The organism is Lentzea flava (assembly GCF_014648475.1).
GTDB classification, from domain to species: domain Bacteria; phylum Actinomycetota; class Actinomycetes; order Mycobacteriales; family Pseudonocardiaceae; genus Lentzea; species Lentzea flava.
The window spans coordinates 137,397-158,069 of sequence record NZ_BMRE01000014.1; the positions used below are offsets into that span (position 1 = coordinate 137,397).

The 20,673-nt window shown below is 68.4% G+C and carries 21 protein-coding genes; 8 read left to right on the top strand and 13 right to left on the bottom strand.

The window, feature by feature from the left end; all coding sequences use genetic code 11:
* The first annotated feature begins 2 nt into the window (after positions 1–2).
* Positions 3–374, top strand: a complete 372-nt coding sequence (locus tag IEZ09_RS18755; protein WP_229812694.1) for a DUF4345 domain-containing protein — start codon at positions 3–5, stop codon at positions 372–374.
* Here the strand turns inward: IEZ09_RS18755 and IEZ09_RS18760 are convergent.
* The 7 genes from IEZ09_RS18760 to IEZ09_RS18790 all read right to left on the bottom strand — a co-directional run bounded on the left by IEZ09_RS18760 (position 355) and on the right by IEZ09_RS18790 (position 8,081).
* The gene (locus IEZ09_RS18760) at positions 355–1,680 is read right to left on the bottom strand and encodes a GH1 family beta-glucosidase (RefSeq protein WP_189255006.1); all 1,326 of its coding nucleotides are present in this window, start codon (positions 1,678–1,680) and stop codon (positions 355–357) included. The two genes, IEZ09_RS18755 and IEZ09_RS18760, sit on opposite strands and share 20 nt — an antisense overlap.
* Entirely contained in the window at positions 1,673–2,629 is a 957-nt protein-coding gene (locus IEZ09_RS18765; RefSeq protein WP_189255007.1) for an ABC transporter ATP-binding protein, read from the bottom strand. The genes IEZ09_RS18760 and IEZ09_RS18765 overlap by 8 nt, the downstream gene beginning before the upstream one ends.
* A complete protein-coding gene (locus tag IEZ09_RS18770) occupies positions 2,626–3,444 on the bottom strand; it encodes an ABC transporter permease (protein WP_189255008.1) in 819 nt (272 codons plus the stop codon). Before IEZ09_RS18770 ends, IEZ09_RS18765 begins: the two co-directional genes overlap by 4 nt.
* Before the next feature lie 7 nt (positions 3,445–3,451).
* Complete coding sequence (locus IEZ09_RS18775) at positions 3,452–4,432, bottom strand: ABC transporter permease (protein ID WP_189255009.1); 981 nt, start codon at positions 4,430–4,432, stop codon at positions 3,452–3,454.
* Positions 4,429–5,340 carry an ABC transporter ATP-binding protein gene (locus IEZ09_RS18780; protein ID WP_189255010.1) on the bottom strand — a complete coding sequence of 304 codons (912 nt, stop codon included), beginning with the start codon at positions 5,338–5,340 and terminating at the stop codon, positions 4,429–4,431. The genes IEZ09_RS18775 and IEZ09_RS18780 overlap by 4 nt, the downstream gene beginning before the upstream one ends.
* Position 5,341: 1 nt before the next feature.
* Positions 5,342–6,982, bottom strand: coding sequence for an ABC transporter substrate-binding protein (locus IEZ09_RS18785; protein WP_189255011.1), 1,641 nt, complete (start codon positions 6,980–6,982; stop codon positions 5,342–5,344).
* A gap of 103 nt (positions 6,983–7,085) precedes the next feature.
* Positions 7,086–8,081: a LacI family DNA-binding transcriptional regulator gene (locus tag IEZ09_RS18790; protein ID WP_189255012.1), complete on the bottom strand. Its 996-nt coding sequence runs from the start codon at positions 8,079–8,081 to the stop codon at positions 7,086–7,088.
* Positions 8,082–8,356: 275 nt separating this feature from the next.
* On the opposite strand from IEZ09_RS18790, the gene IEZ09_RS18795 reads away from it, so the two are divergent.
* Positions 8,357–8,896 (top strand): MOSC domain-containing protein, encoded by a 540-nt coding sequence (locus tag IEZ09_RS18795; protein ID WP_189255013.1) that lies wholly within the window; start codon positions 8,357–8,359, stop codon positions 8,894–8,896.
* A 628-nt stretch (positions 8,897–9,524) separates the two neighbouring features.
* Here IEZ09_RS18795 and IEZ09_RS18800 read toward each other — a convergent pair.
* Entirely contained in the window at positions 9,525–10,781 is a 1,257-nt protein-coding gene (locus IEZ09_RS18800) for an HNH endonuclease signature motif containing protein (RefSeq protein WP_189255014.1), read from the bottom strand.
* Between the two features lie 205 nt (positions 10,782–10,986).
* Positions 10,987–11,724 (bottom strand): alpha/beta fold hydrolase, encoded by a 738-nt coding sequence (locus IEZ09_RS18805; protein WP_189255015.1) that lies wholly within the window; start codon positions 11,722–11,724, stop codon positions 10,987–10,989.
* Between the two features lie 244 nt (positions 11,725–11,968).
* Here IEZ09_RS18805 and IEZ09_RS18810 point away from each other — a divergent pair, with 244 nt between their 5' ends.
* The 3 genes from IEZ09_RS18810 to IEZ09_RS18820 all read left to right on the top strand — a co-directional run bounded on the left by IEZ09_RS18810 (position 11,969) and on the right by IEZ09_RS18820 (position 14,919).
* A complete protein-coding gene (locus IEZ09_RS18810) occupies positions 11,969–12,871 on the top strand; it encodes an anti-sigma factor RsbA family regulatory protein (protein ID WP_189255016.1) in 903 nt (300 codons plus the stop codon).
* 61 nt (positions 12,872–12,932) lie between these two features.
* Positions 12,933–14,231, top strand: a complete 1,299-nt coding sequence (locus IEZ09_RS18815) for a wax ester/triacylglycerol synthase family O-acyltransferase (protein WP_189255017.1) — start codon at positions 12,933–12,935, stop codon at positions 14,229–14,231.
* Positions 14,232–14,253: 22 nt separating this feature from the next.
* A complete protein-coding gene (locus tag IEZ09_RS18820) occupies positions 14,254–14,919 on the top strand; it encodes an HAD family hydrolase (protein ID WP_189255018.1) in 666 nt (221 codons plus the stop codon).
* A gap of 2 nt (positions 14,920–14,921) precedes the next feature.
* Here the strand turns inward: IEZ09_RS18820 and IEZ09_RS18825 are convergent, their stop codons facing one another.
* The 4 genes from IEZ09_RS18825 to IEZ09_RS18840 form a co-directional block, all read right to left on the bottom strand.
* On the bottom strand, positions 14,922–16,193 hold the full coding sequence (locus IEZ09_RS18825; protein ID WP_189255019.1) for a serine/threonine-protein kinase: 1,272 nt from the start codon (positions 16,191–16,193) through the stop codon (positions 14,922–14,924).
* Positions 16,194–16,262: 69 nt separating this feature from the next.
* The gene (locus tag IEZ09_RS18830; protein WP_189255020.1) at positions 16,263–17,495 is read right to left on the bottom strand and encodes an ATP-grasp domain-containing protein; all 1,233 of its coding nucleotides are present in this window, start codon (positions 17,493–17,495) and stop codon (positions 16,263–16,265) included.
* A 98-nt stretch (positions 17,496–17,593) separates the two neighbouring features.
* Positions 17,594–18,211 carry a ScbR family autoregulator-binding transcription factor gene (locus IEZ09_RS18835; protein WP_189255021.1) on the bottom strand — a complete coding sequence of 206 codons (618 nt, stop codon included), beginning with the start codon at positions 18,209–18,211 and terminating at the stop codon, positions 17,594–17,596.
* Positions 18,208–18,618 carry a nuclear transport factor 2 family protein gene (locus IEZ09_RS18840; protein ID WP_189255022.1) on the bottom strand — a complete coding sequence of 137 codons (411 nt, stop codon included), beginning with the start codon at positions 18,616–18,618 and terminating at the stop codon, positions 18,208–18,210. Before IEZ09_RS18840 ends, IEZ09_RS18835 begins: the two co-directional genes overlap by 4 nt.
* A gap of 253 nt (positions 18,619–18,871) precedes the next feature.
* On the opposite strand from IEZ09_RS18840, the gene IEZ09_RS18845 reads away from it, so the two are divergent.
* The 3 genes from IEZ09_RS18845 to IEZ09_RS18855 all read left to right on the top strand — a co-directional run bounded on the left by IEZ09_RS18845 (position 18,872) and on the right by IEZ09_RS18855 (position 20,641).
* A complete protein-coding gene (locus IEZ09_RS18845) occupies positions 18,872–19,180 on the top strand; it encodes a helix-turn-helix transcriptional regulator (RefSeq protein ID WP_308202409.1) in 309 nt (102 codons plus the stop codon).
* A gap of 251 nt (positions 19,181–19,431) precedes the next feature.
* Entirely contained in the window at positions 19,432–19,869 is a 438-nt protein-coding gene (locus IEZ09_RS18850) for a lamin tail domain-containing protein (RefSeq protein WP_268247631.1), read from the top strand.
* Positions 19,870–20,005: 136 nt separating this feature from the next.
* Positions 20,006–20,641 carry a lamin tail domain-containing protein gene (locus tag IEZ09_RS18855; RefSeq protein ID WP_189255024.1) on the top strand — a complete coding sequence of 212 codons (636 nt, stop codon included), beginning with the start codon at positions 20,006–20,008 and terminating at the stop codon, positions 20,639–20,641.
* Positions 20,642–20,673 lie beyond the last annotated feature (32 nt).

The following is a 20,673-nucleotide window of genomic DNA, read 5'->3' on the forward strand; positions in this document are numbered from 1 at the left end:
CGGTGCAGACCACGATCATCGTCATCACCGCGGTGTTCTTCCTCGGCATGGGCGTCTACGCGCTCGCCGCCCCCGCCGCACTCGCCCGGCCGTTCCGCATCGTCGTGGACACACCGGAAAGCCGGTCCGAGATCCGCGCGGTGTACGGCGGGTTCGGCATCGCGATCGCCGCGGTGCTGACCGCCGCGGCCCTCGGCACCGGCGGCATCCGGACGGGCGTGGTCGTCACGGTCGGCGCGGCGCTGGCGGGGATGGCCCTGGGCCGCCTGATCTCCAGGCTGGCCGACAGGGCCACGCCGTTCTACCCGATCTGGTTCTACTTCTGGGTGGAGGCGGTCACCGCCGCGCTGCTGTTCAGCTCCGCGATCTGGTGATCAGGTCGCGGAACCACTGCGCGCTCTGCTTCAGGGTGCGCTGCTGGGTGTCGTAGTCGACGCGGACGATGCCGAACCGCTTGTCGTACCCGTACCCCCACTCGAAGTTGTCCATCAACGACCAGGCGAAATACCCGCGCACGTCGGCACCGGCCCGCACGGCCTCAGCCACCGCCTCGACGTGCGCGGCCAGGTAGGCGACCCGGTCGAGGTCCGCGACGAACCCGTCCTCGTCGGCGGTGTCGTCGAACGCGGCGCCGTTCTCGGTGATCACCATCGGCACGCCGTAGTCCTGCTGGAGTCTGACCAGCAGCTGCGTGAGGCCGGACGGCACGATCTCCCAGCCCATCGCGGTGACCGGCCTGCCCTGCGGCACCACCTCGGGTGCCGCAGGGTCGTCAGTCGCCTTGAAGACGTGCGACGTGTAGTAGTTGACGCCCAGCACGTCCAGCGGCGTCGAGATGATCTCCAGATCGCCGTAGCGGGCCGGGATCTTCGCACCGCGTGCGGCGATGTCGGCCAGCACGTCCTCCGGATAACGCCCGTGCACCAGCGGGTCCAGGTAGATCCGGGTGCCCAGGCCGTCGGCGCGGCGGGCCGCGTCCACGTCGCGCGGGTCGTCGGAGGCGGGCGACGAGACGCCCATGTTCAACGTGATGCCGAGGGACCGCACGCCCCGCGTGCGCAGTTCCTGGGACGCCAGGCCGTGAGCCAGCAGCAGGTGGTGGACGGCGCGCACGGCCTCGCCGAAGTTCTTGCGACCCGGCGCGTGGCGGCCCGTGTCGTAGCCGAGCATCGCCGAGCACCACGGCTCGTTCAGCGTCGTCCACGTCGGCACGCGGTCGCCCAGCGCGTCGTGCACCAGGCCCGCGTACTCGGCGAAGCGGTAGGCGGTGTCGCGGTGCGGCCAGCCGCCCGCGTCCTCCAGCTCCTGCGGCAGGTCCCAGTGGTAGAGCGTGAGCCAGGGCTCGACGCCCTTCTCCAGCAGCTCGTCGACGAGGCGGGAGTAGAAGTCGACGCCCTTGGGGTTCACCGGGCCGCGGCCGCCCGGCTGGACGCGCGGCCACGACACGGAGAAGCGGTACTTGTCGACGCCCAGGCGCGCGATCATCGCCACGTCTGCCGGCATGCGGTGGTAGTGGTCGCAGGCGACGTCGCCGGTCTCGCCGTTCTCGACAGCGCCGGGACGACGGCAGAAGATGTCCCAGATGGACAGTGTGCGGCCGTCCTCGTCGTACGCGCCCTCGATCTGGTACGCCGACGTGGCGACGCCCCAGAAGAAGCCGGCCGGCAACCCCTCAGACATGCACTTCCTCCAACCAGCACGCCACTCGGCGGCGTTCGTCGACCGAATCCAGCGACGGCATCCGCTCGCCGCACACGTCCATCGCCTGCGGGCACCGCGGGTGGAACGGGCAGCCGGTGGGCATCGAACGCAGGTCCGGCGGCGAGCCGGGGATGCCGCGCAGCTCTCGGCGAGGACCGCGCAACGCCGGGAAGGAGCCCAGCAGGCCCTGGCTGTACGGGTGCTTGGCGGCGCGGTAGATCTCCGCCGCCGGTGCCTCCTCCACGACGCGGCCGCCGTACATGATCGCGATGCGGTCGGAGAACTCGACCAGCAGCGAAATGTCGTGGGTGATGAAGATGATCGAGAAGCCGAGCGTCTCGCGCAGCCTCATCATCTGGCCGAGGATCTGCCGCTGCACCACCACGTCCAGCGCCGTCGTGGGCTCGTCCATGATCACGATCTCGGGTTCCAGCGCGAGGGCCATCGCGATCATCACGCGCTGCCGCATGCCGCCGGAGAGCTGGTGCGGGTACGCCGAGAGCCGGTCGATCGGGATGCCGACGAGCGACAGGAGTTCGCGACCCCGGTTCGTCCGTTCCTGACGGGTCAGCCCTGGCCGGTGCGCCCGCAGCACGTCGTCGATCTGCGCGCCGACCGAGATGACCGGGTTCAGGGCGTTCATCGCGCCCTGGAACACGATTGCGATCTCGCTCCAGCGCAGCGCCCGGAGTTGCTTCTCGGTCAGCGCCAGCAGGTCGTGGCCCTTGAACCGCACCTCGCCGGACGGCACCCGTCCCGGTGGCTGGAGCAGCCTGGTCGCGGCATAGGCCAAAGTGGACTTGCCGCTGCCGCTCTCCCCCGCCAGGCCGAGGACCTCTCCTGCTTCCAGCGTCAGGGAGACGTCGTGCACGGCCCGCAGCGAGCCGTAGTCGACCGAGAGGTCGCGGATCTCCAGCACCGGGCTCATGCGCGCACCTTCCGCAGCCGGGGATTCGCGTACTCGTCGATCCCGAAGTTGATCAGCGCCAGCGCCGTGCCCAGCAACGCGATGCACAGGCCGGCGGGGACGAACCACCACCACGCGCCCTGGCCGAGCGCCTGGTTGCTCTGCGCCCAGAACAGGATGGTTCCCCAGTTCCAGGTCGACAGCGACACGACACCGACGAACGACAGCGTGATCTGCAGCATCACCGCGAAGATCACCGTGCCGACGAACCCGGACGCGATCACCGCCATCAGGTTCGGCAGCACCTCGAACACGATGATCCGCCAGGTGCGCTCACCAGACGCCCGTGCGGCCTCCACGAAGTCGCGGCGACGCAACGACAACGTTTGCGCACGCAGCACCCGCGCACCCCACGCCCACGCGGTCAGGCTGATCACCGCCGCGATCAGCACGGTGTCCGCGGACGGCAGCATCGACGCCACGATGATGATCAGCGGCAGCGCCGGGATCACCAGGAAGACGTTCGACAGCGCGGACAACGCCTCGTCGGCCGCGCCACCGAGGAACCCGGCGGTCACACCGACCAAAATGGACAGGAACGTCGCCAGCACACCGCAGACGAGCCCGACGACCATCACTCCCCTGGTGCCCACGAGCACCTGCGAGAAGATGTCCTGGCCGGTCATCGTCGTGCCGAACCAGTGCGCGCCCGACGGCGGCGACAACAGGTCGTCGCTCATCGCCGACGGGTCGTAGGGCGCGATCCAGTCGCCGATCACCGCGATGAGCGTGAAGAAGGCCAGGATGCCGAGGCCCAGCTTGGTCTTGAAGTTCATCGCGGTCTCAGCCCTCCCGCCGGGTGCGCGGGTCGAGCAGCAGGTAGCCGACGTCCGCGAGCAGGTTCGCCACCAGCACCGCCAGCGTGATCACCAGGAACACCCCCTGCATCAGCGGGTAGTCCTTCGCACCGATGCCCTGGAACAGCACGTAGCCGAGGCCCGGATAGGAGAACACCATCTCCACCAGCAGCGCGCCGCCGACGATGAAACCCAGCGAGAGCGCGAAACCGGAGATCGACGGCAGCACGGCGTTGCGCGCGGCGTAGGCGAACATGATCCGCTTTTCCGACAGGCCCTTGGCCCGCGCGACCAGCACGTAGTCCTCCGCGGTGACGGTCACCATCATGTTGCGCATGCCGAGGATCCAGCCGGCCACCGAGCTCACGACGATCGTGATGCCGGGCAGCACGGCGTGCTCCAGGACGCTGCCGACGAACTCGCCCGACCACTCCGGCACCAGACCCGCCGCGTACCCGCCGGACGCCGGCAGCAGCGGGAACGTCACGGAGAACACCGAGATCGCGATCAGCCCGAGCCAGAAGTACGGGATCGACGACAGGAACGTCGTCACCGGGATCAGCGTGTCCATCCACGAACCGCGCTTCCAGCCCGCGTAGACGCCCATGAGCGTGCCCAGCAGGAACGCGATGATCGTCGTGACGCCGATCAGGCCTAGCGTCCACGGCAGTGACTGCGAGAGCACGTCGGCGACCGGCGTCGGGAAGAACGTGAACGACAGCCCGAGGTCACCGCGCAGCAGCGCACCCCAGTAGTCGACGTACTGCTCCCAGATCGACTTCTTCTCGTCCAGCCCGAACAGGACGTACAGCGACGCCATCGCGTCGCTGTTGAGCCGCCCGCCGAGCTTGGTGATCATCGCCTGCACCGGGTCGCCAGGCAGCAGGCGCGGCAGCAGGAAGTTCGCTGTGATCGCCGCCCACAGCGTGATCAGGTAGAACAGCGCGCGCCGCAGCAGGAACGTCATGCCGCTGACCCCACAGTCTCCACGTAGAGCCAGCACGCCGCCCAGTGGCCGTCGCCGACGTCCGACCGGGGTGGCGCGTCGGTCCAGCAGCGTGCCTGGGCCTTCGGGCAGCGCGCCGCGAACTGGCAGCCCGCCGACACCGCGGCGACCTCCTCGACCGGCGCGTCCAGCGCGACCACCGACCGTTCCGGATCGGGCGCGGACTCGATCAGCAGCTGCGTGTACGGGTGCGCGGGCTGCTGCGTCACGGACTCGCTGTCGCCGCCCTCGACGATCTGCCCGCCGTACATCACGAACGTCTCGTCGGCGAAGTACCGCGCCGACGCGATGTCGTGCGTGATGTAGAGGACGGCGAGTTTGAGCCGTTCTTTCAGGTCCAGCAACAGGTTCAGCACACCGAGCCGGATCGAGACGTCCAACATGGACACCGGCTCGTCGGCGAGCAGCACCTCGGGGTGGGCCGCAAGCGCCCGCGCGATGGCGACGCGCTGCCTCTGGCCGCCCGAGAGCTCGTGCGGGTAGCGGCTCAGGAAGTCCGCGGGCAGCTGCACCCGCTCCATGAGCTCCTCCGGCGTCTCCGGCCGTTTGTGGATCTTCAGCGGGCGGGTGAGGTGGTAGCGGATCGTGTGGATCGGGTTGAGCGAGGCGAACGGGTCCTGGAACACCATCTGGACCTTGCGCCGGTACTCCCGGACCTGTCGCACCTTCCTGCCGTCCAGCAGGATCTCCCCCTCGGTGGGCTGCACCAGCCGCGCCAGCAGCTTCGCCACCGTCGACTTGCCCGACCCCGACTCGCCGACGAGAGCGGTCACGCGCCCGCGGCGCAGGACGAGGGAGACGTCCTGCACCGCGCGCACGCGCTTGTAGGTCTTGACCAGACCCTTCGCTTCCAGCGCAACCTCATTCATGTCAGGCGGCCGGCCTCAGCTTCATGACGATCTGCAGCGCGTTCGGCAGCGTGGCCTGCGGCGGACCGTACGGGTCCTCCTCCGACGGCCAGCCGACCCAGCTCTTCGTGCTGTACTCGGCACCGATCGGACCGGCGGAGGTCGGGATCGTCGGCACCTGCTCGACCATGATCTTCTGCAGCACCGCGAGGCTGCGGGCGCGCGTCGCGTCGTCCGCGGCGTTCGCGTACTCGGCCAGCGCGGCCGTGGCCTCGGGGTTGTTGTAGCGGCCGAAGTTCACCGCGGCGGTCTGCCCGATCGGCTTGATCTCCGCGCCGTCCATGATGTTCTGGTACATCTCGTACGGCGTGGCACCGGTGTTCGTCCAGCGCAGCGAACCCTGGAACGCGCCGTTCGCGAAGTCGGTCGTCCACGCGTCCGCCGTCTGCGTGCGCACGGTCGCCTCGATGCCGATCTTCTTCAGGTCGCCCTTGATGATGTCCAGCACCGTCAGGTAGTCCGACCAGCCGGACGGGTTGGTCAGCTCGATCGTCACCGGCTTGCCGCCGGGCGCTTTGAGCACGCCACCGTCCAAAGTGAACCCTGCCGCGGTCAGCTTCTGCTTCGCCTTCTCGACGTTGACCTCGAATCGCGCGGACTTGTACTCCGGCGCGATGAACGACTCTCCGGCGGGCAACGGCATGCCGGTCGGCGACTCGAGCTTCGGGAACAGGCGCGCCTCACCGCGGACGAAGATCGCCTCGCGGTCGATCACGTCGCTCATCGCCGACCGCAGCGCGGGGTTGTCGAACGGTGCGACCGTGGTGTTCAGCCACAGGCCGTGGATGCCGAGACCGGCGGGGAACCACAGCTTGTGGTTCTTCGGGTCCTTGTCGACGTAGAGCTTCTGGTAGTCCGGGATGAAGACGTACGACCACTGGCTCGCCCCCGACGCCAGCGCGGTGGTCTGCGCGGTGTTGTCGTTGTACGAGGTGTACTGGATCTCCGGCACCTTCGGCAGTTCCTGCCAGTACTCGCTGCGCCGGGTGACCGTGACGGTCTGCGAGGTGAACGACTTCACCTGGTACGGGCCGGTGCCGACGGGGTTGGGATTGGTGTAGGTCGTCGGGTCCGCGACGGTGCTCCAGATGTGCTGGGGCACGACCATCGCGCTGATCACCTTGTTGCGGTTCACGAACTGCGGCGAGGCGAACGTGACCTCGACCTTGCCGTCCGGCGTCGCCGTCGCGGTCTCGACCTTGAGCGAGTCGCGGTTGTTGAGCGCGGGCCACTTCTTCAGGATCTCGTACGAGAAGGCGACGTCGGCGGCCGTGAGCGGCTTGCCGTCGGACCACTTCACGTTCTCCCGGATCGTGAAGGTGACCTTCTTGTAGTTGTCCGCCCAGTCCCACTTCGTCGCGAGCCACGGCACCGGGTCCTGCGCGGGCCGCGTGTTGTTCACGAACGCGAGAGGCTCGTAGATCACGTAGCGGTAGCCGAGCGAACCCGCCGCCGACGTGGGCAGGAACGGGTTGTGGTTCTCGGTCAGCGGCCCGTTGGGCATGCCCACGGTCAACACCCCGGAGGCCTTGGTGGCACCACCGGAGGAGCAACCTGTCGCCGCGAGCGCCAGTGCCAACGCGACGATGATTGTTCTGCGCATGGGGGAATCTCCCGATACGACGGCGCGTGAGAGCGCTCTCTCACGCGTACGGCGAACTAGCCAGACCGCATGCGGCCTGGCCGGCTCGTTCAGTTGTGGTGGGTCAGGGCGCGGATTCGCGCACGATCAACGAGGTGGGCAGCACCAGCGGGTGATCGGGCATCGGCTGTCCCTCGAGCGTGGAGAGCAGCATCCGCGCGGCCGCGGCGCCCATCTCCTGCAGCGGCTGGCGGATCGTCGTCAGCCGGGGTTCGGTGTGCCCCGCGACGGGGACGTCGTCGAAGCCGACCACGGACACGTCGTCGGGAACGGTCCTGCCTGCTTCCCGCAGCGCGCGCAACACCCCGACGGCCGAGAGGTCGTTGTGCGCGAACACCGCGTCGAACGGGACGCCACTGGCGATGAGCTTGTCGACGGCGACTTCACCGCCTTCCGTGGTGAAGTCGCCGTCGACCACGAGGTCCGGGTGCAACGTCAGGCCCGCTTCCGCCAAAGCGAGCCGGAACCCGTCCAGCCTCGCCTGCGTGCACCCGAAGTGCGGTGGTCCGGTGACGACGGCGAACCTGCGGCGGCCGGCCGCGACGAGATGCCGTGCGACATCCGCGCCTCCCTGCCGGTTCGTCGTCGTCACCGAAGGGAACTCCGGGTGCGAGCCGCGATCGTCGATCATGACGACCGGCAGTCCCGCCCGGTAGAGCGTGGAGATGTAGTGCAGGGCGTCCGGCGGCTCGACCACCAGCAGCCCGTCGAAAGCGTTGGCGGACACGTGGTTCGCGAACTGGTTGAGCGACTCGGGCCCGCGGTTCAACGTGTAGAGCAGCAGCCCGTACCCGTCCGCCTCCAGCGTGTCGACGACGCCCTGCATGACCTCACCCATCCACGGCCAGGTCAAGCTCGGCGCCAACATGCCGACCGTGCGAGTCCGCCCCCGCGCCAGACCAACCGCACGCGCACTGGGCACGTACCCGATCTCGTCGATGACCTTGCGAACGCGCTGCGCGGTGGTGGCGTCCACGTCCGGCTTACCGTTCAGCACACGTGACACGGTCGCTTTGGACACCTGGGCGCGTTGGGCGACCTCCGCGATCGTGACACGCATGCCGAACTTCCTTTCCGCCGCCTCCGAAACCGGTTCCGTAACCGGTTCCGACGAGGTGTGACGGAGTCAACAGCCTGACGTGAGCATCAGTCAAGACTCTTGCCGGAACTTCATGGGAGCGTTTCCACGGCCGGTGACGTCTTCCCAGCTCAGCGCTGATCAACCTGGCCGAATTGAGACACCTTGATCGAATCCGACTTCCCCGGTGTCGTTCGACTGAACGGAGCATTCCTCGGCGCAAACGGCCGGTTCGGCGATCGTGCAGAATCTGGGGCATGGGGGTTGTCACGGCAGTCAGCCGCAGCGAGCAGTACACGTTCACCAAGCCGGTGCGGTCGAGCATCACGTTGCTCGAAGGGCTCGGCGTCGAGGGCGACGTTCATCAGGGCGTGACGGTCAAGCACCGCTCTCGGGTGCGGCAGGACCCGACGCAGCCGAACCTGCGTCAGGTGCACCTGATGCATGCCGAGCTGTTCGACGAGTTGCGGGAGAAGGGGTTCTCGGTCGCGCCTGGGGAGATTGGGGAGAATGTCACCACTCGGGGGATCGATCTGCTCGGGCTGCCCACGGGGACGTTGCTTCATCTCGGGGCGGACGCCGTGGTCGAGGTGACCGGGCTGCGCAATCCCTGCGTGCAGATCGAGAACTTCTCGGCCGGGCTGCTCAAGGAGGTCGTGGGCAAGGGGGCCGACGGGGAGCTGGTTCGGCGCGCTGGAGTCATGTCCGTTGTGGTTGCGGGCGGGGTGGTGCGGCCTGGGGACGAGATCCGGGTCGTGTTGCCGCCTGAGCCGCATCGGCCGCTTGAGAAGGTGTGACGGAGCGTTGAGGTGTGCGGCTTGCGCACGCAGGTTCCGGTTCCAGCGTGGTTGCGTCGGCATTGACGAGCCGGGTCATTTCATCGCCGCTTCGCGACGATTGCGATTGGGGCTTGACTTCGGGGCCCTTGCGAGGCGCAGATCGGCCTTCAAAAGCCGGGCATGAAAGCGCCCGGCCGATCCGGACACGGTAGCACCTCGCACCCAAAGTCAAGCCCCAATCGCGAGCGTGCGTGGTTGCGTTTTGGCGATCGGGTTCCGGGAATTACCGCTTGAACAGCGCTGCAATGCCCCTGCACGGCTCGGCTTCGCCATCGCGGTTGATACGGCTCACTTCGCATCGCGGTTTCGGGGTGTGCCTCGGCTTTGCCATTTGGCAATGCGTGGCATCGGGGGCCTTACGGCTTGCGTCGCATAGCCACAGCGGGATGGTGCTCGTCCTCGTATAGGGCGTTGCCTGTGCTGGTGTCGGCGCTTGGTCAGCGTGATCGCTGTTGTCGCTGTCGCGGCTTTCCGGCCCTGGCCGGGTTGTGGGCATGGTTGTGCCACGGCCGTGGTGGTGCTGCACGGCCGTGGCGGTCGATGTGGTGGTGGTGCGAGCTGCTCACGTCGCCCGGCTGATCTGGGGTCAGGCGGCGGTGTGGAGCAGGTTGCGTCTGGGTTTTCGCAACGGATCCAGCCAAGCCGGCGGATAGAACACCGGCACTCCCTGCTCCATCTTCACTTCCCAGCCGCTGCGATGGATCAGCGTGTGGTGGTGACGGCACAGCAGCACACCGTTGTCGATACGGGTGTCGCCGCCGTCGGCCCAGTGATGGACATGGTGGGCATCGCAATGCTTCGGCGGACGACTGCAGCCAGGGAACGCACAGCCGTGATCACGCGCGACCAGCGCGCGGCGGATCCCGGCGGTGAACAGCGGCGACCGGCGACCCACATCGAGCGGCTGCGACCGGCGACCCACATCGAGCGGCTGCGACCGGCTGCCCATCACCATCGGGATGATCCCCGCAGAGCAAGCCAGCTGACGCACTTCCTCGACCGGGATCCGCTCGCCGTTGTCCAGCACCGCGTGACCGGTCTGCGCGGCCAGGTCCTCGTAGGCCATCGTCAAAGTCAGGGTGACTGGTTCGCCGCCGTGTTCGGGCAGCTGATCGGCGCGCAGCATCAGGTCGATCAGTTCGGCCAGGGCGTCGCCCTGGCGCTCGTCACGCGAGCGCGGGTCCGGGCCTTCGGCGGTGCTCGGGCGGGGCTTGGCCAGCGGGTCCAGCAGCGTCGCGAACTTCGCGCCGGTGACCGCGTCCATCGTCGCCGCGAGCTTCCAGTCCCCGGTCTTGCTCTGCCGCAGGGTAAGCCGGTTGCCCGCGGGCTCGGGTTCGGGGTCGCGCGGTTCGGGGTCGTTCTGGAACAGCGCGTAGGTCAGCGTCGTGCCGCGAGCGCGCACCTCGGCGGGCGCGTGCTCGCGGGCGTAGTCCACCACCTGCGCCTCGACCTGTGCGGCCAGGCGTGGTTCGGCCTCGGCGGGCAGGGTCTTCATCACCTCGGCGACCGCCGCGACGTGCTCGATCGACAACGTGCCCTCGGCCGCCGCCGCGGCGGTCACCGCCAGTCGTGCGGCGACCTCACTGCCGGTCGGGGTGATCTCACTGCTGAGCAGCACGGCCTGCTCGACCCACCGCCGGGCGGTCGCCGGATCCCAGCGGAGGGCGTGCCGCAGCACCTGCGGCAGAGTTTTGTAGCCGAGTTCGGCGGCCGCTCCGCGCCGGTTCAGCTCGGCGATTTCCTGCATCACGGAATATTCGCGGGCCCGGATTTCCGCCACCTTGCCGACGATGCTGCGCAGCAGCTCGCCGGTCGAGAGGAGGGGAAGTCGGGGGTCGCTCACGTGTTCGACTCTACCGCAAGATCACGAGGATATTACGGTCGAAAATGAACACCATCGAGTGAACCGGGTTCCGCGCCACCGATTCAAAACCGCGAAGCGGCAATTTCAGAGAGCCCGGCTACCAAAACGCAGCCACGCACGCAATCGCAATCGTCGCGAAGCGGCGATGACGCAACCAAAGCACGGAAAAGCACCCCGAAGCCGTTCAGTCGTTGCCGAAGTGGTCGTCGAGGATCACCGAGATCGTGCGCGGTGCCTCGACCACGGCCAGGTGTGCCGCGTCGCCCACGATGTAGAGCTCGGAGTCCGGCAGTTCGTCTGCGATGGCGCGGGCGCACTCCGGCGGCGTCGCGTGGTCCTGGGCGGCCGCGATCACGACGGTCGGGACGTCGATCTTGGCCAGGTCGGGGCGCAGGTCCATGTCGCGGATGGCCTCGGCGCATGCGATGTAGGACGGGACGTCGACCTTCAGCAGTTCGGAGCGGAAGTGGGCCACGACGGCCGGGGAGAACGAAGGGGTGAACCAGCGCGCGACGATCGTGTCGGCCAGGGGTTCCAGGCCGAGGGTGCGGGCGGTTTCGACGCGTTCGTCCCAACCGGACTTGTCCGGGTGCCAGGCCGTGGTGCACAGCAGCGCCAGGCGGGAGATGCGGTCGGTGTGCGCTGCCAGCCACATTCCGATCATGCCGCCGAGGGAGACGCCGCAGTAGTACACCTGGCGGAGTTCCAGGTGGTCCAGCAGGTCCACGACGTCGGCAGCCAGCGTCTCGATCGTGCACGGGCCCTGGGTCGGGGCGCTCGCGCCGTGGCCCCGGTGGTCGAAGCGCAGCAGGCGGAACGGAAGTGCGAAGTCGCGCCACAGTTCCGTTGTGGTGCCGAGTGCGTTGGCCAGCACCAGCACCGGTGCGTCGGCCGGGCCGGTCAGCGTGTGGTGCGGGATCACCGGGGGTCACCTCCCTCGCTCAGGGTGCGAGTCTGCAATGTGTTTTCCCTGGCCGCATGCCGAATTCACCTCGAATTGGCGCCGGACGGGCTCCGCCGGAAGCGTGATGTGGTGTGGTGGAACGGTCTTGGCGGTGCCGTCGCTTCGCGTCGTGCAACAAACCACCGGCCTGGCCCCCGCCGTAACACTGTTATGGGGAGCAGAATGGACCCTTGTTCTTGCCACCGATGTCACCGGGGAGCCGATGAACTCCGTTGCTCCGTTCGCACACGAGGCCCTGTTCTACCGGGACGAGGACGACTTCCTCGCAGGCACGGCCAGATTTGTCGCGGACGGCGTGAGCAACGGCGAGCCCGTGCTGGTGGCGGTGCCGGAGCCGAGCATCGCTCTGCTTCGCGGGCAGCTGGGTGATCAGGCCGACCAGGTGCACTTCATCAACATGACCGAGGCCGGGCGCAACCCCGGGCGGATCATTCCGGGTGTGCTGATGGCGTTCAGCGCCAGTGCGCCGCAGCAGCGGGTTCGCATGGTGGGCGAGCCGATGTGGCCAGGGCGCAGCGAACTCGAATACCCGGCGTGCGTGCAGCACGAGGCGTTGATCAACACGGCTTTCGAAGGGCGCAAGGGGACGTTGCTGTGCCCGTACGACGCGGGCGCGCTGCCGGGGCACGTGCTGGCGGACGCCAAGCGCACGCACCCCGTGGTGATCGACGGCACCAAACGGGTCGCGAGCGAGTGGTACACCGACCCCGCCGGCCTCGCCGACATCTACAACGTGCCGTTGCCGCCGCCGCCCAAGTCCGCGGAGGAGCACGCGTTCTCCGTCGGCACGCTCGCGCACATGCGCAAGGTCGTGGCGGCGTACGCGCACGGGCTGCTGCGCCGGGAGCAGGTCGAGGACCTGGTGCTCGCGGTGAACGAGCTCGCGACGAACAGCATCCTGCACGCGTCGGGCCGCGGGGTGCTGCGGATGTGGCGCGAGGACGGCACGGTGGTGTGTGAGGTGAGCGACTCGGGCACGGGCTTCCCGCCCTCGTTCACCGGGCTGTCCGGCTTCGGGATCGTGATGGTGAACCTGTTGTGTGACCTGGTTCGCACCCACACGAGTCACAACGGCACCACCGTTCGGGTGTACTTGGGGCGGTAGAGAGTCGCCGCCATCTCATAGAAATGCGCACGTCACGCGAACCTGGTTGCCTTGCACACCTATGACGGACCACCTCTCCCCCCTCGACATCGCTTTCCTCGCCATGGAGGGCAACAGCAACCCGCTGCACCTCGGCGCGGTGGCGACCTTCGCGCCGGCCACGCCGGTGCATCCGGCTCGCATCGCCGCCGTGTTGTGCGAGCGCGCGCTGGAGATCCCGCGGCTGCGCCAACGTGCCCGCACCTCGTTGCTGGGCGGCGCGCGCTGGGTGGAGGATCCCGGCTTCGCGCCTGAGGATCACGTCTTCACGCACCACGTGCGCGGCCGGGAACGGTTCGCCACCCTGGTCTCCCACCTCATGGCCCAGCCGCTCGACCTCACGCGACCACCGTGGGAGCTGCACGTCGTCACCGGTCTCGCGGGTGGGCGGTTCGCCGTCGTCGCCAAGCTGCACCACGCGTTGTGCGACGGCATGAAGGCCGTCGGCCTGGGGCTTCAGCTGTTCGACGCGTCGCGGCTGTCCATTCCGGACGCTCCGCGCGAGTCGTCGAGGTCGATCATCCCGTCGATCCCGTCGCTGCGCGGGATCAAGGACACGCTCGACATCGCCTCCTCGGTGCTGATGAACACCCGCCCGCCGACGCTGAACTCGCCGGTGCTCACCGCCTCGACCAGGCCTCGCCGCGTGGTGATGTCGCGTCTGGATCTCGTGGACGTTCACCGCATCCGCCGCGCACACGGCGGCACGGTGAACGACGTGTTGCTGGCACTGGTCACCGGTGCGTTGCGGCACTGGCTTTCCGCGCACGGCAGCGCCACCCCGTCGTCGGTCGTGCGGGCGCTGATTCCGGTTAACCAGCGCTCACGCTCCGGCGACGCCTCGGCCGGTAACCAGATCTCCGGGTTCCTCGTGTCCCTGCCGGTCGGCGAGCCGGACCCGGTGGAGCGCCTGCGTTGTGTCCGCGAGCAGATGGAATCGGCCAAGGCCGCCGGGCCCGATCGCGGCGCGGGAGCGTTGCCGCTGCTCGCCGACAAGGTGCCGCCGCTGGTGCACCGCCTGGCCGCTCCGGTCGCCGCCCGCTGCGCGCCGCTGCTGTTCGACACGCTGGTGACGTCCGTTCCGCTGCCTTCGGTGCCGCTGTCGCTGGACGGCGCCGCGCTGTGCGAGCTGTACCCGATCGCGCCGGTCGCCCCCGGCCACGCGGTGGGCGTCGCGTTGTCGGTGTACCGGTCCTCCGTGCACGTCTGCCTGCACACGAACCAGGCGTGGATGTCCGACGCGCAGTGGCTCGACGGTGTGCTGCGCCGCGAGCTGGCGTCCCTTCAGGACGCTCGCGAGCTGGTGGGTTTGCCGAGGTAGAACGGCGGGCAAACCCTGTGCCATGAGCAACACCGTGGTTCTCGACGTGGACGGCACGCTGGTCGACACCAACTACCACCACACGGTGGCGTGGCTGCGCGCGTTCCGGAGCGTCGACGTCACCGTGCCCGCGTGGAAGGTGCACCGCTCGATCGGCATGGGCGGCGACCGCCTGGTGGCGGCCGTGGCGGGCGACCAGGTGGAGCGGGACCACGGCGACGTGGTGCGCGACGCGTGGGAGCGGTGCTTCGACGAGATGATCGACGAGATCCAGCCGTTCGAGGGCGCGCACCGGCTGGTCCGCGCCGCCACCGAACTGGGGCTCGCCGTGGTGCTCGCGAGCTCAGGCAAGCGCAAGCACGTCGAGCACTACCTGAAGCTGATCGATCCCGGTGACATCGTCTGGACGTCCGCCGACGACGTCGACGACTCGAAGCCGGCACCGGACCTGATCCAGGTGGCGCTGCGCCGGGTCGAGGGCTCCCGCGCGGTCGTCATCGGCGACTCGGTGTGGGACTGCGAGGCCGCGGGACGGGCGGGGCTGCCGTCGATCGGACTGCTCACCGGCGGGTTCGGCGAGGACGAGCTGCTCGGCCGAGGGGCCTCGGCGGTGTACTCGGACCTGGACACGCTGCGCGCCGAACTGACGGACCTGCCGTTCGCCGAGTTCGAGGAACCCGAGGCCTGAGGTCAGGGCCGGGGCGGGTCGGACTTCTTGGTCGGCTTGCCCGGCTCGCGGTCCTTGGTCGGCTGGACCGGGTCCTTGGGCGGCTCCTGCGTCGGCGTCGCACTGGACCCCGTGGAGCCCGTTGAACCCGGAGCATTCGATGAAGTCGGCGCGACGCTCGGCGACGTGCTGCCCGCGCTCGAGCTCCCCCGCTGCGGCGCACCGGGCACGTCCGGCGTCTGCACCACCGTCACCGTGGACGGCCCCACCGTGATCACGTGGGTGGACGGCCCCGGCAACGGGTGCTCGTCCGCCGCGGGCGCCTCTCCCCCGCCACCGAGGTTCGCCACCGCGACGGCCACCGCCGCCACCGCCACCGCCGCGGCACCCGTGATCGCCAAACGCTTGCCCCTGCGTGGCTTCGGGACCTCGGGATCTGCGGTCACCGCGGCGTCGGGTAACAACGCCGGCAGCCCGCGGCTCGCCTCGTAGGCAGCCGACAGCGACCGGGCGCACTGTGCGGCCGTGGGCCGGCGTGCCGGTTCCATGTCCGTCATCGCGGACAACAACGACACCCAGGCCAACGGCAGGTCGATCGGGATCCTCGGCGGCCTGGCCAGCCGGGCCAGCGCGGCCTCGGCGTCGCCACCGGGGTACTCGGACCGGCCGGTCAGGCATTCCAGCAGCACCAGCCCGAGCGAGTACACGTCGGCAGCGGGGCCGACGTCCGAGCCGCGCACCTGCTCCGGTGCCAGGTAACCGGCGGTCCCGACGAGCACCCCGGACGTCGTCACGCGGGTGACCTCCGGCACCAGTGCCAGGCCGAAGTCCGCCAGGTAGGCCTGCTTCTCCTCGTCGTCGAGCAGGATGTTCGACGGCTTGATGTCGCGGTGCACGACGCCCAGGCCGTGCACGTGGTCCAGCACCGCGGCGATCTGCCCGCCGACCCGCGCCACGAACCGGGGCGGCAGCGGTTCGCGCATGCGTTGCCGCAGCGTGCCGCCGGTGATCTCGCGCATCACGAAGTACGGGCGGCGCGACACGGAACCGGACGCGTACACCGGGATGAGGCCGGGGCACTCCAGCGACGCCAGCATCGTGGCCTCGCGTTCGAGGCGCAGCTCGTCGTCCGGCAGGCCGGGGCCGGTGAAGATCTTGATCGCGACCGAGGACGTGGTCGAGCGGTCGTACGCGCGATAGACCTCGGCCATGCCACCGGAACCGAGCAACGAACCGACGACGAAGCGGTTGTCGATCACCGCCCCCGTCAGGTCGCCGTCCCAAGGTTCGCTCATCGGCCTCCGCTCGTCCGAAGCAACCTAACGGGTCGCGTGGAATTCCGGCTACCCGGCCGTCGGAGAAGATCAAACTACGATCAGCCCCGCCTCGATTTCTCGCACCAGGGCCTCGTCGCGTTTCATCTGCGCAAGATCAGTCGTCGCAAGGACGACGTAGCCGAGCGAAGTCCACAGGTCCTCGGTGCGCGGCACCGCCGAACCCTCGCGATACGGCAGAACCGCACGCTGGAAGCTGGGCAGCAACGACTCCAGCTCGTCGAGCCGCTCCGCGTTGCGAAGCTCGCCCGCCGCGGGTGAGGACAGATAGACCGACTTCACGTGCTGGTGCTGCGTGTACCGGCCGACCGTCGTGTCGCCATCCACTCGGTGGCGGACCATTCGGGTGATCTGGCTCTCGCGGACCCCCAGGAACGTCAGCTCCTGCTGCTCGGCACTGGCCAGCCGCGCGCCGATCTCGATCAGCCGAGGGCCGTCGGCGGTGATCATCACCTCCACGTGCGCGGGACCGTTGCGCACGCCGGTCGCGTCCAGCACGCGGCACACGTACTCGAACAGCTCGTCCACCACGGGGTCGTCGGCGGGGACCAGCGTGTTGGACAGGTAGATGCCGAGCCGGTCGCCGCGGCACTCCTTGGCGTAGCGCCAGACCGCGGCGAGGCCGTGCCTTCCGTCGATCGAGTAGGTGTCGACCTCGTACTCGGTGCCGACCGCGAGCTCCTGCACGAGCACGCGGTCGTTGCGGAGGTTCAGCTTGTTGACGCTGCCGAGGATCCTGCCGAACTTGGCCCGCCAGTCGTCGCCCGGCCGGGCCACGAACACGTCGTCGGTGCCGCCGCTCTCCTGCGGCTTCAGCACGATCGGCGCGTCCTCGAGGCCCTCGCGGCGCAGCCACGCGGCGACCTCGTCGGCGTTGTCGGAACTGATCTGGCGCAGGTGCGGGACGTCCGCGGTCCGCAGCGCCACGGCCATCTGCCACTTGTCGCGCCGTGCGGACGACAGCGTCAGCACGTTCGAGCGGCCCGGCACGATCAGCTCGGACAGCGTCTCCGCCGTCTCGACACCGGTCTCGGTGCCCGGCACGACGGCGATCGGCTCGTGGACGGACAGCTTCGCGGCCAGCACGTCGAGGTCACCCGCGACGTGGACCTCGCGGTAGTTCTCCGGAATCCACGTCTTGGCGAGCCCGGCGGGTGGCTCGGGGGTGGTCAGCACGGCGATCGCCTCGACGCCACGCTCGGCGAACGCGGGCGCTATGCCCTTGCCGGCCGAGTACGGATCCACCACGACGATGCACGCCACCGCTGCTCCTCCAAGATCGTAAAGGTATTTACCGAACGAGGAGGACAACAGCAGCGGCGTGACCAGGCATTCCTGTCTCGATTGGGTCGAGACGACCGTCACTCGAAACGCAGCGTCTCGCGCGCGGAAGCTGTCACCAGACAGCCAGAGGAGCTCCGCCACCACCGGGCGAGCCGCGCGCGCAGATCCGTCCCGCCGCTCAGCGCCTGCGCCACGAGCTGCAGGCCGAGCAACTCCGCCACGATCTGCTCCGCCGCGTGCCGCACGTTCACCTCGGCGCGCAGCTCGCCGTTGTCGCGCGCCTGGGACAACAGGTCGCGCACCACGGCGATCCAGCCGACGACCTGCGCGGCAGCCGCGACGTCGAAGAACACCGCCTCCCGCAACAGCTTCGAGCTCACCCGCACGGTGAGATCGGTGTCGAGCCTGCGGACGAACTCGAACGACATCGAGATCAGCGCCTGCATCGGCGACTCCTCCTTGGCGAGCTGTTCGTCGCGCAACCGGTGCCACAGCAGCGACTGCTCCTCGATGATCGCGACGCCGAGTGCCTCCTTCGACCGGAAGTGGCAATAAAGCGCGCCTTTCGAGACGTCGGCCCGCGCACACACGGCGGTGAGGCTGGACCCCGTGAACCCCTCGCGGTCGAACACCTCGGCAGCGGCACGCAGGAGCTTCGCCCGCGTGCGCGTCGATCGCTCGCGCTTGACGCTCATGCCTCTGTCCGCGCGGCACCGGTCGCGACGGCGACCGCCAGCGTGTCGGGCATGTGCCAGTACTGCTCGATCTGGCCCAGGTGCACCGAGAGCACGGCGGCGAACCGAGCGTCCGCCTGCTCACCGGTGGCGAGCACCCGCCAGCGCGCCCAGCCGACCACGGCGGCGTCACCTCCGTCGACGATCACCTGGCGCACCGAGAGCTGCTCCAGGCCGAACGTGGCGAACAGGGTCAGGAACTGGGCCTCGACCTCGCGAGGGGTGCGCGGGCCGGGTGCCCATCGGGCGCCGTTCGGGTCGGGCGCCTCCCATTCCACGGTCGGTGCGCACAACCGCGCGATGCCCGATGCGTCCTGTGCCGCTAGTCGCGCCAGGAACACCTGCACCACTTCGACCGTCGAGAGCATTTTCCCTACCTTCTCATCCCGGTGATTGCTGCGGCAACGATCCCGGCTCAGTCACACTAGCGAGACGCTCGAAATGTGAGACCACACACCCCGATGGACCAGCTGTGTTTACCCCAAACATCCGATCGGACGATTCCAGTGGTACCTGAACTTTCAACGACCGTCGGTATCACCACTTTGCACGGCCCGAACTCTGAAGCTATCGGGCAGGGTGGTTGTTGCACCCGCCATCACACCGAAACGGAGCAGAACCGTGCTCAAGGCAGTCCATCAAGCCCACGAGCACCAGGACACCCCGCCGATTACCGCCTTGATTCCACAGGCGCGGCGAGAGCAGGGCCTCACCCAGCGCGAACTCGCGGACCTGTTGTGCGAGATCTCACAAAACGACAGCGTCACCCGTGAAGAAGTGTCGAGATGGGAACGCGGCAAACGCATTCCCGGCCCCTACTGGCGTGCCTGGATCAGCGCGGCGCTGGATGTGCCGCACGCCGAGGTCGACCGGGCCGCGGTGGTCGAACGGGAATCCCGCAGGACACGCAACTCAGACCACTCCCACTAGCGGAGTGCGGGCAGACGGCAGGGGTCTGCCCGCCCGCGGAAAAGAGGGAGGGCGGCGTCACAGCGTCACTCGTACGGGGCACGCGATGGCGTCGCCCTCCCCACAAGTCCCAGGTGGTAAGGACCTTTGGCCCCCTGTGCGCTCGCGCACAGGGGGCCAAACTGCGTAATGTGGCCCCCTTAGTGAACACCGTTGGAACGTTGCTGTTACTCGCCGGAAGCTCGTTCGGCAGCACCCCAGGGGTATCTCCTGTGAAAGTGAACGAGATCGCACTCGGGGCGAGCGGATTCGTCGAACTGCGCAACACCGGCTCCACCACCACAGACGTCGGAGGATGGACGATCCAGGCGTGCGCCGGACGCACTCCGCGAATTCTCGCCACCATCCCACCCAACAGCGTGCTGCCACCGGGTGAATACTTCGTGATAGTCGGGAGCGCGTTCAGCGGAACGGTCCCGAACGGTCTCGTCGTGGACAGCGTGGACGGCACCGGCGTAATCGCCCGAAACCGGTACGGAGCGCACGCCGACAGCGTCGGACTGAGCTCCTCGTCACCGTGCAGCGAAGACGGCGCCGCGCAGCCCTGTGCCGATTCCGCACTGGGCCGCGACGGCGAGTCCCGCGACACCGACCACAACTCGATCGACTTCAGCTGCCGCATTCCTTCTCCAGGAGAAAACAATCTGTAACCTATCGGAAATGGCCCCTTTCGAGTCCGAACGAATGCGAGCAAAGTCAGTCCCGGCGGCAAGACAGGCTGTTCCCCAGGCCAGATGTGCCGCCTGCGAGAAATACCCCGAATTCACTTCTCGAAGGGACAAGACAATGCGTCGTCTGCTGGGCGGAGCCGCTTCGCTCGCATTCGCGAGCATGATCGCGTTCTCGGGTCTGGCGACCGCCGCCGACGAGCCCGAGGCGCCCGAGGTCATGCAGCTTCCGTCAGTGCTGATCAACGAGGTCTCCACGATGGGTCCGAACGGCCCGCTCGACGAGGCCATCGAGATCGTCAACCTCTCCAGCGAGCAGGTCCAGCTGACCAACTGGGTCGTGAAGATCTACAACCAGCGCAACGAGGTCATCCAGACGATCCCGCTGACCGACGTCACCGGCCAGCCGCTCACGCTGGCTCCGGCCAACAACGTCGGCAGCACGCTGGTGCTGACGGGCGCCGAGTTCTCCGGCACCACCTCGACGCCGAACGTTCTCCCCGTGCGTTTCCTCGGTGACGAAGGCATCCCGACGCTCGGCGGCGTCGCGATCTTCGGCAGCATGGCCCCCACCGCCTTCAAGATCGACGGTGTCGCATTCTCCGCTCCGGTGACCGCGGCGAAGGAAGGCGTGCACGCGCAGCCCGAGAACCAGCGCACCGCGCAGCTCGCGGGTTCGAACACGCGCAACCTGCTGAACCAGGACACCAACAACAACCAGCGCGACTTCTCGCTGCAGGAGCGCACCTTCTGATCAACTCGCTCTGACCACTGAGCGGGTGCACA